12 protein-coding genes are annotated in these 12281 nt (G+C 63.4%); 5 read left to right on the top strand and 7 right to left on the bottom strand.

What is annotated here, in order from left to right:
* Nucleotides 1-111: 111 nt before the first annotated feature.
* Nucleotides 112-1563, top strand: a complete 1452-nt coding sequence (locus tag RHP72_RS29270; protein ID WP_003942535.1) for a CCA tRNA nucleotidyltransferase — start codon at nt 112-114, stop codon at nt 1561-1563.
* Here the strand turns inward: RHP72_RS29270 and RHP72_RS29265 are convergent.
* From RHP72_RS29265 to RHP72_RS29250, 4 genes are all read right to left on the bottom strand, one after another.
* The gene (locus tag RHP72_RS29265; protein WP_007729119.1) at nt 1547-2854 is read right to left on the bottom strand and encodes an MFS transporter; all 1308 of its coding nucleotides are present in this window, start codon (nt 2852-2854) and stop codon (nt 1547-1549) included. The genes RHP72_RS29270 and RHP72_RS29265 overlap by 17 nt on opposite strands.
* Nucleotides 2855-2877: 23 nt before the next feature.
* Entirely contained in the window at nt 2878-4515 is a 1638-nt protein-coding gene (locus RHP72_RS29260) for an acyl-CoA dehydrogenase family protein (RefSeq protein WP_311094159.1), read from the bottom strand.
* On the bottom strand, nt 4499-5122 hold the full coding sequence (locus RHP72_RS29255; RefSeq protein WP_283377608.1) for a TetR/AcrR family transcriptional regulator: 624 nt from the start codon (nt 5120-5122) through the stop codon (nt 4499-4501). The genes RHP72_RS29260 and RHP72_RS29255 overlap by 17 nt, the downstream gene beginning before the upstream one ends.
* Before the next feature lie 88 nt (nt 5123-5210).
* Entirely contained in the window at nt 5211-5777 is a 567-nt protein-coding gene (locus RHP72_RS29250) for a TetR/AcrR family transcriptional regulator (RefSeq protein WP_030537483.1), read from the bottom strand.
* 161 nt (nt 5778-5938) lie between these two features.
* Between RHP72_RS29250 and RHP72_RS29245 the strand changes: the two genes are divergently transcribed.
* Entirely contained in the window at nt 5939-7285 is a 1347-nt protein-coding gene (locus tag RHP72_RS29245) for an MFS transporter (RefSeq protein WP_256670284.1), read from the top strand.
* 24 nt (nt 7286-7309) lie between these two features.
* On the opposite strand, the gene RHP72_RS29240 is transcribed toward RHP72_RS29245, so the two are convergent.
* Nucleotides 7310-8251: an NAD-dependent epimerase/dehydratase family protein gene (locus tag RHP72_RS29240; RefSeq protein ID WP_283377607.1), complete on the bottom strand. Its 942-nt coding sequence runs from the start codon at nt 8249-8251 to the stop codon at nt 7310-7312.
* A gap of 134 nt (nt 8252-8385) precedes the next feature.
* Here RHP72_RS29240 and RHP72_RS29235 point away from each other — a divergent pair, with 134 nt between their 5' ends.
* The 3 genes from RHP72_RS29235 to RHP72_RS29225 are packed head-to-tail and all read left to right on the top strand — an operon-like array spanning nt 8386 to nt 10014.
* Entirely contained in the window at nt 8386-9081 is a 696-nt protein-coding gene (locus RHP72_RS29235; protein ID WP_003942494.1) for a TetR/AcrR family transcriptional regulator, read from the top strand.
* A 53-nt stretch (nt 9082-9134) separates the two neighbouring features.
* Entirely contained in the window at nt 9135-9740 is a 606-nt protein-coding gene (locus RHP72_RS29230) for a YqgE/AlgH family protein (protein ID WP_020909845.1), read from the top strand.
* A 55-nt stretch (nt 9741-9795) separates the two neighbouring features.
* The gene (locus RHP72_RS29225; RefSeq protein ID WP_058227431.1) at nt 9796-10014 is read left to right on the top strand and encodes a hypothetical protein; all 219 of its coding nucleotides are present in this window, start codon (nt 9796-9798) and stop codon (nt 10012-10014) included.
* Here RHP72_RS29225 and RHP72_RS29220 read toward each other — a convergent pair.
* Complete coding sequence (locus RHP72_RS29220; protein ID WP_003942582.1) at nt 10007-10987, bottom strand: bile acid:sodium symporter family protein; 981 nt, start codon at nt 10985-10987, stop codon at nt 10007-10009. The genes RHP72_RS29225 and RHP72_RS29220 overlap by 8 nt on opposite strands.
* Before the next feature lie 4 nt (nt 10988-10991).
* Complete coding sequence (locus RHP72_RS29215; protein ID WP_003942549.1) at nt 10992-12161, bottom strand: MFS transporter; 1170 nt, start codon at nt 12159-12161, stop codon at nt 10992-10994.
* Nucleotides 12162-12281: the final 120 nt, after the last annotated feature.

The following is a 12281-nucleotide window of genomic DNA, read 5'->3' as shown; positions in this document are numbered from 1 at the left end:
CTCATCGATACTAGTTGGCGTTGCAGCGTTGCCCGGTAACCCGCGCAAAGCGGTCTATCGCGTTCGTATGCGCGTTCTGCTATTTGCGCACCTTAAGTAAGCTCCTTTCACGTGACTGTCCCTACCTCCGATGCTGATCGCCGCCTACGACTGCTTGCCGACGCCACTGCAACGCTCGGCACGTTGTCCGACGTGTTGAACCCGCTCGGTGAGCGTTTTGCTGCGGCCGGTCACGAGCTGTTCCTGGTGGGTGGCAGTGTTCGCGACGCGATCCTCGGCCGCTTCAGTGGCGATCTGGACTTCACGACGGACGCCAGGCCGGAGAAGGTTCAGGCTCTGCTCAAGGGCTGGGTGGACAAGCAGTGGGACACCGGCATCGAGTTCGGGACCATCAGCGCCATCAAGCACGGCCAGGAGATCGAGATCACGACCTTCCGGGCCGACGCTTACGATCGCGTCTCTCGTAATCCGATAGTCGAGTACGGCACGACGTTGGCCGACGATCTGGTGCGCCGCGATTTCACCGTCAACGCGATGGCGATGAAGATCGGCGCGGACGGTTCCTACACGTTTGTCGATCCGCTGAACGGCATGGACGCCCTGTTGGCCGGAGAGCTAGATACGCCGTCGGCGCCGGAAAACTCGTTCAACGACGATCCGCTGCGGATGCTGCGCGCAGCCCGGTTCGTCTCGCAGCTTGGTTTCACGTTGAACAATCGTGTTTTCGAGGCCATCAAGGAGATGGCGTCGCAGATCGAGCGAATCACCGCCGAGCGTGTGCAGGTGGAGCTGAACAAACTGATGCTGGGCATGTACCCGGTGGACGGCATCAACATGATGGTCGACTCCGGACTGGCTGCATACGTGCTGCCCGAGGTTCCGCAGATGAAGCTCGAGATCGACGAGCATCACCAGCACAAGGACGTCTACCAGCACTCCCTCACGGTGCTCCAGCAGGCGATCGATCTCGAAGAAGGCGATCCGGACCTCGTATTGCGTTGGGCAGCACTGCTTCACGACATCGGAAAGCCGGATACCAAGCGTAACGAGCCGGGCGGCGGTGTCAGCTTCCACCACCACGAGGTGGTCGGCGCCAAGCTGGTGCGCAAGCGCATGCGGGCACTGAAGTTCTCGAAGCAGATGGTCGACGACGTCTCACAGCTCGTGTTCCTGCACTTGCGTTTTCACGGCTACGGCAAGGGACAGTGGACCGACTCGGCGGTGCGGCGGTACGTTACCGACGCGGGCGAGCTGCTCCCCCGCTTGCACAAGCTCGTGCGGGCCGACTGCACCACACGCAACAAGCGTCGCGCCGCGCAGCTGCAGGCCACGTACGACGACATCGAAGAGCGGATCGCGCGCATCGCCGAGCAGGAAGACCTTGCTCGGGTGCGTCCGGACCTCGACGGCAACGCCATCATGGAGCTGCTCAACATCCCGGCCGGCCCGCAGGTGGGCAAGGCATGGACGTTCCTCAAGGAACTACGTCTGGATCGCGGCCCGCTCGAGCGTGACGAGGCCGAGGCCGAACTGCTGAAGTGGTGGGCTACCCAGCAGGGCTAGTTTCTCGTTTCTTGCGGTTGATCAGCACCGCTGACAATCCGGCGGCATAGACACCCGCACCGGCAACGGCCAGGCCGACGCTCTTGCCGTCGGGTGCGATCACCGTCGACGCTGCCGCGATCGCACCGATGAACGCGACGTTGAACACGGTGTCCTGCAGGGCGAATACCTGACCTCGACGGTCGTCGTCGATGTCGATCTGCATGGCCGCGTCGCCGCTGAGTTTCACGGACTGGCCGGCGATGCCGAGCAGGAAAGCGGCGATCAGCAGCGACCCCTGAGTCAGCGTGGTCACGAAGACGAGCTGGACGAGAACCGCGCACACCAGGGCGTAGGTGATCGTCCGTGAGCGACCGATCCGCGGGATGAGGAACGGTGTGATCAATGCCGCGATCAGCATTCCGATTGCCGTGGCGCCGACGGCGACGCCGAATCCGGCCATCCCTCCGGGTAATTGGGAGCCGTTCGAGGTGTCGCGTAGGACCAGCACCATGATGAGGGTGTTGATGCCGAAGCAGATGCGGTGCGCTCCGATTCCGATCATCGCCGTGGTGACGCCGGGCGCCTCCCAGACAGCGGTTGCCCCGGTGCGCAGTCCGGCCGTCACCGAACGGACGGCACTGGCGCGGACCACTTCGTCGGCGACCGGACCAAGTGAGCGGGCCGTGAACCTGGCCGCGGCGAGGGCCGCGATCACCGATCCCAGTGCTGCGATGGCCACGGCGGCGCCTGACGCTCGATCCCCCGCGCCGATCATGCCGATGATCGCCACCGCTGCCGAAGCACCAAGAGCGGCTACCACCGAACCAGCCGTTGTGAGAACGGAATTGGTTGCCACCAGCCACGATTGTCGGACGACCTTCGGCAGGGCTGCGGATACGCCTGCCCCGACGAAGCGACTGACTCCGATTGCAGCAAGCGCACAGGTCAACAACAGAGTGTCACCGCCGCCGGCGACCAGCAGCACCGCAGTGGTCAGGATGAAGAGCCCGCGGAGCACGCTCGCCCACAGGAGCACCAGGCGGCGGTCCCAACGATCCAGCAGAGCGCCGGCAAAGGGGCCGATCACCGAATAAGGAAGGAGCAGTACGGCAAAGCCGGCCGCTATCGCCACCGGATCGGTTTCGCGTTCCGGGTTGAAGAGGATTGCGCCGCCGAGCGCGGCCTGGAACATTCCGTCGCCGAACTGGCTGGAAAAGCGGACGAGCGCCAGCCTTCCGAGGCCGGGTGATTCACGCAGGGTGTGCAGTACGCGCTGCCAGGCCTCGCGGCGGTTCGAGGCTCGGTTCATAAGCGGAAACTGTAGTGGGTGGGTCAGGCGCCGATCTTGACGGTGGCCCGCTCGAGGATCGGCGCGACGTCGACGCCCCTCGGCAGCGTTCCGAACACACTCCCCCAGCTGTTTCCGAGCCGACTCGCGCAGAACGCGTCGGCCACCGCGGGGTGCCCGTAGCGGAGCAACAGCGAGGCCTGCAGTGCGAGCGCCATGTCGCCGACGATCTTTCGTGCCCGGTATTCGATGTCGTCGAAATCGCCGAAAGCCGCCTGGAGATCCCGCACGGCCTGATCGAAGTGGCCGTCCACTCCACTGGCTCGTTTCAGCTCGTCGAAGAACACCTGCAGTGTTTCGGGTTGCTTGGCCATCGCCCGCAGTGTGTCGAGCGCCGCGACGTTGCCGGAACCCTCCCACACCGAAAGGAGCGGAGCCTCGCGATAGAGGCGCGGCATCCGGGATTCCTCCACGTATCCGTTTCCGCCCAGACACTCGAGTGCCTCGGCAGCGTGGATCGGTCCGCGCTTGCAGACGAAGTACTTACTCACGGCCAACGAAATGCGTCGTAGTGCGCTGGCGTGGGCATCGCCTGCGGTTGCGCGGTCGGTCAGAGCGGCCAGCCACATCGCGACCGTGGTCGACGCTTCCGATTCCACCGCCAGATCTGCCAGAACGTTTCGCATCAAGGGTTGGTCGATCAGGTTGGCGCCGAAAGCACTTCGATGCGTCGCGTGGTGAACTGCCTGCATGGTGCCGACGCGCATGCCGGTGGCCGTGCCGATCGTGCAGTCCAACCGGGTCATGTTGACCATCTCGATGATGGTGCGCACGCCCCGGCCTTCCTCGCCGACCATCCATGCGAGAGCGTCGCGGTACTCGACCTCACTACTCGCGTTGGAATGATTGCCCAACTTGTCCTTCAGACGCTGCAGGAACATGTTGTTGAGCGAGCCGTCCGGCAGGACCCGAGGCAGGAAGAAGCACGACAGACCGCCCGGCGCCTGGGCGAGGACGAGGAACACGTCCGACATCGGCGCGGAGGTGAACCACTTGTGGCCCGTCAGCAGGTAGCTGCCGTCGGATTGTGGCACTGCCCTTGTGGTTCCGGCACGAACATCCGAACCGCCCTGTTTTTCCGTCATCGACATACCGGCGATCAATCCGGGTTTGGTGAGGGGAGCTTTCAGCGCCGAATCGTAGTGCCGCGTGGTCAGGAGGGGTTCGTACTGCGCGGCCAGATCCGCGTTGTGCCGCAGCGCGGGGATCACGGCGTACGTCATGGAGATGGGACAGCCGTGGCCGGCATCGGTTTGACCCCACACGGCCATCTTCGCGGCGCGGACGAGGTGTGCGTGTCGATTCGGGTCAACCCACGGAGCGCCGTGCAGTCCCAATTCCACTGCGGTGCTCATGAGTTGGTGATAGGCGGGGTCGTAACGGACCTCGTCGATGCGGTTGCCGTAGCGGTCGTGGGTTCTCAGAACAGGTGGGTGCTCCTCGGCCAGATCGCCCCACTCCTGGGCCTGAGCACTGCCGGCGCGGATCCCGACGCGATGAACCTCTTCGAGTGCATCCGATGCGCCTTCACGGTGGAGTGCCTCGAGGATCGGCGCGTATTCGGCTGCGTCGTAATCGATCAGGGGCGGAACCTGATTGGTGACTTCATGCGTGGGTGTCATCGAAGCTCCCTAACGATCGAAGGGTGAGGGCGAGAATGGCGTCGATCGCAGCGGGATCGGTGGTGCCTCCGCGCAGTGGAAGGATCAGGGCCTCGCCGATTGCCCCGACGATGCACGCTGCCGTCAGAGTGGCGTCCTGTGGCGGTATCTCACCGGTGTCGACTGCCGAACGAATTGCGGTGGCCAGGCAATCGCGGAACGATTCGCGAAACATGAGACGCTGTTCGTCGACGAGTGGGTCCACCGGTTCCACCAGCAGGGCATAGGCGAGAACCGGTGCGCGCATGGCACGTTCGGCGAAGGTCCGAACAGACGCTGATACCGCGGAGCGGTGGTTGCCTTCCAGACTTCGGGCATTGTCTCCGGCGTCCCGAGCTGCGGATACCTCACGGCTGCAGACTGATTGGAACACTTCGGCGAACAATTCGCCCTTGCCGTCGAAATGTCGATACAGCGTCCCGGTGCCGACGCCGGCGTTCTTGGCCACCGCGGCGATGGAACATCCCGCATAGCCGTGGGTTGCCACTGCCGTCGTGGCGGCCTCGAGCAGCCGGGCGCGTTGTGCGTCCAATCTTTCCTGTACTGCCGGAGTGCGGCGATAGGCCATGTGAAGAAGTGAACACCCGTTCCGTTCTTGCGTCAAGAGTTGACTGGAGCAGAACGGCGACATGGCCTACTGGAGCATCGTTGAACTTTTACACGCAAACCCCGTGGGTGAGCATTTCGATCAGCCCGTCGGCCGCCTTTCGAAACGGTTCTTCGGATTGGGCAGCACGAGCGAGGACGTAAGCACCTTGCCGCACTGCGAGAATGGTGGTGGCGAGAGCTTCGATGTTCGCATCGGGACGGATTTCACCGTTGCTGCGCCCGTCTTCGAGTGTGGATGCGATGTTCTGTTGAATCCACACGAACATGGTCTGGATCGGTGCTCGCAACTCGTCGTTGGATGCGACCTCGGAGTCTTGGACCAATCTCCCGAGCCGACACCCGCGGAGGACGTGTTCGTCGATCGTGAGGAAGGCAGCGATCTTGTCGACGGTCGTCTCGCCGGAGCTGAGTCGTTCGGTGATTTGCGCTTGTAGTTCGCGCCCCATGAGATGCTCTGCGGCCACCGCCAGGTCCGCTTTCCCCTGGAAGTGGTGGTACATGCTGCCTTGCCCGACGTCAGCCATTTTCTGCACGGCACGTGGGCTTGTTCCGGAGTAGCCACGCTCCCACAACAGTTCTTGCATGCTTGCGATCAGCCGTTCCGCGCTACCCATACAGACATTGTACCTATGGGTATGTACAGTCTCTGTGAAAGCTGTTGTACTTGCAGGTACAGAAATTCCGGAGACGGGGGCCTCCTATGGGCACGAGCAACATCTCTGCTGACAGCTCGGTCGGTGACGCAGTCTCCGGCGGCACGAAACATACTGCACCAGTGAGTGCTTCAAGGGTTCAGGCACTGGCGCTGACTGCGGTTTGTCTTGGATTCTTCATGATCCTGTTGGACGGGAGCGCTCTCAACATCGCGTTACCGGCAATCGAACGCGACATCGGTGGCTCCATTGCCGCTTTGCAATGGTTGGTGAACATCTACACGGTTCCTCTGGCCAGCCTGTTGCTCACAGCGGGAGTTCTGGCGGACCGAGTCGGTTCCCGCAGTGTCTTCCTGTGGTCGTTGGGCGGCTTCACGGCGGCTTCTCTGTTGTGCGCAATAAGCCCGAACCTGGGGTTGCTGATGGCATTTCGTTGCCTGCAAGGTATTGCTGCTGCCGGGCTTCTTCCAACGACACTGGCGATCATTGCACGCACCTATCCGGATCCGATCGCGCGTGCCAAGGCAATCACGATGTGGGGTGCAACGGGCGGAATCGCATTGGTAGCAGGGCCGATCGGAGGAGGCCTGCTCACCGAGTTCATCGGTTGGCGCTCGATCTTCTTCGTCAATGTCCCCATCGGCGTTCTAGCCCTCTGGCTGTGCTGGCGGCATGTCCGTGAAACCGCGACGCGCGATGCGGAATCCTATGACGTTCCCGGGCAGGTCCTCGGCATCGCCGGACTTGCCCTTCTGGTAGCCGGTTTGATCGAAGGCGGCTCCCGCGGGTGGGGTGATCCGTTGGCGCTGGCGTTGCTACTCGGATGTGTGCCAACGCTCGTCGGGTTCTTCGTCGTCGAGGGCCGGACCCGGCATCCGGTTCTGCCGCTGTCGATCTTCCGTAAGCCGGCGTTCTCTGCATCCATAGCGAACGGATTCGCCTTCCAATTCGGGGCCTACGGCATGCAATTCATGCTCGCGATATTCATCCAGTCCTACTGGGGCTCTTCAGCGCTGCGGACAGGACTGTTCTTTCTGCCGTTTGCAGTGTTGTGGACGTTCGGAACGCTGGTCCTCAATCGCGTGTGGGCAGGTCGCGGTATGTGCTGGCTCCTGACTGTCGGTGCTTCCACTGCTGCGATCGGCGCGCTCCTGTGCACCGCGATCGGGGACAGCGATACCTGGCCTGTGGTGATGGCGGGGACCGCCCTCGTCGGTCTCGGGTGTGGTGTGTTCGGCCCCAGCTGCAATGGAACGGCCATGGCAGTGATCGACAAATCGTTCGCCGGACTTGCCTCGGGGGTACTGAATACCTCCCGTCAAACGGGCATGGCGATCGGCGTCGCGGCCCTGGGCATCGCTCTGAGTGCGTCGAACTCCGTTGGTGGGGTACGCATCGGGATGATCTTCGTTGCAGCGTGTTTCGTGGCCATCGCCGCTCTCAGTCGACGCTATCTCACGCAGATCTGAGTGATGCCCGGCCCACCTGCAGGTTCAGGCAGCAGCGGCGCGAGCCTGTTCCGCGCGCCACCACGCGACGGTCTCTTCGGCGGCCTGATCGAGCGGCGTCGGCGAGAGTCCGAGCAGCACTTCGCTGGCACTCGAGTCCATGACGAACGGCTTGGTGAACTGGTAGTTCATCTCCGCGAGTTCGCGGCTGTCGGTGTTGATCTTGCCGACGGCGTCGAGCACCCAGGCGGGCAGGACACCCACCTTGGCGGGGGATGCCCCGGCGGCGCGGGCGAAGGCCTCGGCGATCTTGCGCTGAGTGAGCGCGGGGCCGGTGGGTGCGTGGAGGACGGAGTTCCAAAGTTCGGGGTTGTGTGCCGCCGCGATCATCGCTGCTGCGAGATCGGGGATGTAGGTGAAGGAGTGCGGCTGATCTGCGGAACCGATGACACGAATCTTCTTACCTGCCATGACTTTCGGAACCACGCGCTCGCCGGCGTGGGCAGTGCGGACGCGGGGACCGAAGAAGTCCGAGGCGACGACGCTGACGGTGGGTGTTGCAGAGGCCTCGCGAGCACGCAGCAGCGCGGTGCGCACTCCGCGCTTGCCGCCGGTGGCGTTGCGTGGATCGGATTCGGTCATCAGGGTGTCGGAGTTGTAGGCGTAGAGGCTTTCGGGGAAGAGCACGACGGCACCGATGGATGCGGCCGCGTCGAGCACAACCTTCTCGGCCGCCGGGAGTTCCCGCTCCCAATCGGCTGCGTTGTAAGCAGCGTGGATGCAGTGGTAGATGGCCGTGGCGCCCTCGCTGACCGAGCGCAGGGCCTCGGCATCCGAGACGTCGACGCGTCGGCGGTCGATCAGCGGGTGCTCGGGCCCGCTGCCGGACCTGGTCAGGAGCCGGACGTTGATTCCCTGCTCGGCGAGCTGTAGTGCGACGGCGGATCCGACGGGTCCTGCTCCGGTGACGATTTCGAGGTTCGACATGGTGTGCTCCTTCTTGTTTCGAGTGAACTGAGAGCACTGCTCTCGTTTTCAAGAATGCACCTGCACCCGAGCGCTGTCAAGAGCAGTGCTCTCTTTTGTTGATGCTGCTCTCGGGAATGGGGCAAGATGGACTCATGGTTGGAACTCCCCGTGAGCGGGCGCGCGAACAGACGCTGCAGGACATCACCCGTATCGGACGCGAGCATCTCGCTGCCGTCGGCGCTGCCGCTTTGTCCCTGCGTGCCGTCGCGCGTGACCTGGGAGTCGTGTCCTCAGCGGTATACCGCTATGTCGCCAGTCGGGACGAACTGCTGACCTTGCTGGTGGTCGACGGGTACACGGAACTGGGCGCGGAAGTGGACGCCGCCGTGAATGCGGTTGCAGCAGAAGATTTTCGCGGACAGTTCATTGCTCTCGGGCGCGCCGTTCGGAGCTGGGCGATCCGGGAGCCGGCCCGCTACGGTCTGTTGTTCGGCAGCCCCGTCCCCGGCTACGACGCTCCGGGCGAGCAGACCACCGGCCCCGGCACCCTCGTCGTGACCCGGCTGATCGGGATCATCGACGCCGCCCATCGCGCGGGTTCACTGACGGTGCGAGAGGGTCCGGGCCTGAGTGACACGTTGGCAGCGGACCTCGAGGGAGTGCGGAATGAACTGGGTACCGACCTGCCGCCGGATGCCGCGGTGCGCGCAACTCTCGTCTGGGTATCGCTGTTCGGTTCGGTGAACTTCGAGGTGTTCGGGCAGTACGGAAGCGATACGTTCACCGACGCGAGCGAGATTTTCGAGCGGCATTTGGCACTACTTGCCGATGTGGCGGGTCTGACCTGAACACGCTTGTGTCTCGTTCCTCCGCGCGCAGTTGTCGGTGAGATGATGTCCTTGTGGCGCACGCAGAAGAACCCGAGGATCGAATGGCCTGGATAGAACCGGAGGTTCGTCCGGGCAGTTTGTTGGTGTCGTCGACCGATCTCACGGAACCCGCATTTCGCCGCACCGTCATCTACATGATCGAGCACAACGACGCCGGGAGCCTGGGCGTCATCGTCAATCGGCCGAGTGAGACGGCCGTGCAGAACGTGTTGCCGCAGTGGTCACCGCTGACCGCGCATCCTTCGGCCCTGTACATCGGTGGACCAGTCAAGCGTGACTCGGCGCTTTGCCTGGGCATCGCTCGCAACGGTGCGCGGATCGACGGCGTCGCCGGCCTGCGGCGGGTGGACGGCAAGGTAGTCATGGTGGATCTGGACTCGGACCCGGAGGTCATTGCTCCTCTGGTCGAAGGGATCCGCATTTTTGCCGGGTACTCGGGTTGGACTCTGGGCCAGCTGGATTCGGAGCTCGAGCGTGAAGACTGGATGGTGATCAGCTCGCTGCCGTCGGATGTGCTGACGCCGCCCCGAGTCGATGTCTGGGCACGGGTGCTACGACGTCAGCCGCTACCCGTGGCGATGCTGGCCAGCCACCCCATCGAGGTGGAACGAAACTGACTTGTCGGAGGTCGATGATATTCCTGTGTCATCGTTTTCGAGAGAGGTGGCAGCAATGATCGCTGAGCGTCAGATCCAGTGCGCGGATTGTGTTTCGGATGTCGATCACTGCCACGATTCTTTGCTGCGGCATGCCGACGGATCACTCGAATGCACCGGCGCGAACTGCGTCGACCTGGCATCGGTCCGCCATGCGCTGTCCATCGATTGTGCTGAACTGCAGGGCGGTTGTGGCTGCGTCGACGCGACCCGAGGCGAGTTGCTCGCTAGCTGACGCTGACCGGATCCCGATTCGCGAAGCGTTGCGCCATCGCAGCACACACGATCAGTTGGATCTGATGGAAGATCATCAGCGGCAACACGATCAGGCCGACGGGCTGGCCCGCGAACAGTACAGCCGCCATCGGTAGGCCCGTTGCCAAGGACTTCTTCGACCCGCAGAAGATGATGACGATCTGATCGGGAAGATCGAACCCGAGCTTGCGCCCCGCGAGAGTGGTCACGCCGAGAACCAGCGCGAGAATCAGGCAGCACACGATTGTGAGGATCACGATCTGCCAGATCGTGATGGTGCTCCAGATCCCCTCTTTCATGCTTTCGCTGAAGGCGGCGAAGACAACGAGGAGGATCGATCCGCGATCGACGTACTTGGTGGGTTCGGCGTACTTCTGCAGCCATCCGATCACCAGCGGGCGGATCAGCTGACCGACGATGAACGGGATCAGCAACTGCACGACGATGTCGAGGATCGACGAGAAGTCGACCGTCGCCTGGCCGGTGGTGTTCATCAGCAGAACCACCAGCAGCGGTGTGACGAAGACGCCGATCAGGTTGGAGAACGACGCACTGACGATCGCGCCCGCGACGTTCCCCTTGGCGATCGAGGTGAACGCGATCGAAGACTGAACCGTCGACGGAACCAGGCACATGTAGAGGATGCCGGTGTAGAGCTCGTCGCTGATCAGCGTCGGCGACAGGAATCGCAGTGCTAGGCCGATCAGTGGGAACAGCACGAACGTCGCGGCGAGGACGACGGTGTGCAGTCGCCAGTGCTTGACGCCCTTCCAGGCTTCCTGCGGCGAGAGCCGTGCGCCGTAGAGCAGGAACAAGAAGCCGATGGCGATCTTGGTGGCCCAGTTCAGAATGCTCTCCGCGGTACCCGATACCGGGAACACACTTCCGAGCACGCCGGCGATGATGATGCCGAGGATGAACCCGTCGATGTAGAACCTACTGAGAAACTTCACCTGGCTAAGGATAACGGCGAGCTTCAGCGGGCTCTCGAGCCCCACGAAGGTTGAAGCCCATCACCGCCAGGCACAGCAGCGTCCCGATGATCGACAGCTCGATGATGGCCGTCTGCATTCCCTGGAGGGTGATGGCGATACCCGCGATGATCGACGGGATCGCCAGTCCCGCGTAGCTGACGGTGAAGAACGCGGCCAGAACTCCGCCGTGGCTCTCGCGGGCGTGGGTCCGGGCGGCGGCGTTGACGCGCTTCATGCCGCCGGCAAACGCCAGACCGTGCCCGGCGCCGACCACGACGGTGATGACGCCCAGCAGTGCCAGGCTCGGGACGAGGTCGACCACGAGGAGGCCGATCATTCCCAGAGCGAGGATTCCCAGGCCGGCGGTGACGGACGTGCGCGGGTCCATGCGGCTTCCGCCGAGTTGCGCGACCACCGAGCAGATCATCACCAGTGCGGCCGCCCCGCCGCCGAGTAGAAGGTTGTCGATGTTCAGCAGGCTGGTCATCCACGACGGGACCACCGACTGGAAGAGCCCGACCGCGCCCCACGACAGCGCGACGGCGAGCGAGCTGAGCCAGAAAGTCTCGCGAATGGCGGCGGGAACATGTGGCATCTGGAAGAACCGCTTCGGGCGTGTGACGTCCCCGATCCGCGGAAGTAGCAGCAACACGATCAGTGCCGGGATGAACGCGACGAGGAAGATCAGATACGGCAACCGCAGCGGTTGTGGAAGGTACTGGGCGATTGCACCGGACACGAGTGGTCCGAGCGCACCGCCCAACGCGCCCGTCACCGTCGATACGAGCGCTGCTCGTCGGTGATCGAACTTCGGTTCCTGCTCCACCAATGCGGCGCTGCCCGCCGCACTGGCCGCGCCCACCGCGATTCCCTGGGCAATCCGGCCGACGAACAACCACACCGTCGCGTCGGCAAATGCCAGAACGAGCGTGCCGACGACGCTCAGAGCGAGTGCAGTAAGGAGCACGGTGCGTCGGCCGAGGGCGTCGGACAGCGGTCCGAAGAACAGCAATGCCGGAACGAGGCCGGCGACGTAGACGCCGTAGATCAGCGTCTGGATGGTGGGCGTGAATCCGAACTCGGTCCGGTAGAGCCCGTAGACGGAGGTGGGCATGTTCGCGCCCAAGAGGATCACGGTGAGGACGTAGCCCACGCCGTAGAAGTGTCGATTGGTGCGGCGTGTGCGTTCTTCGGTGGCGACAGCTGTGGCGGACGTGGGAAGCCCCTCCTGAAGACAGAGTGCGAAAATACATGGGTCGTCCTACGTATCGTA

This window comes from Rhodococcus sp. SG20037 (assembly GCF_031763325.1).
In the GTDB taxonomy this organism is placed as follows: domain Bacteria; phylum Actinomycetota; class Actinomycetes; order Mycobacteriales; family Mycobacteriaceae; genus Rhodococcus_F; species Rhodococcus_F qingshengii.
The sequence above is the reverse complement of the archived record's forward strand: the minus strand, read 5'-3'. Positions and strand labels throughout refer to the sequence as shown.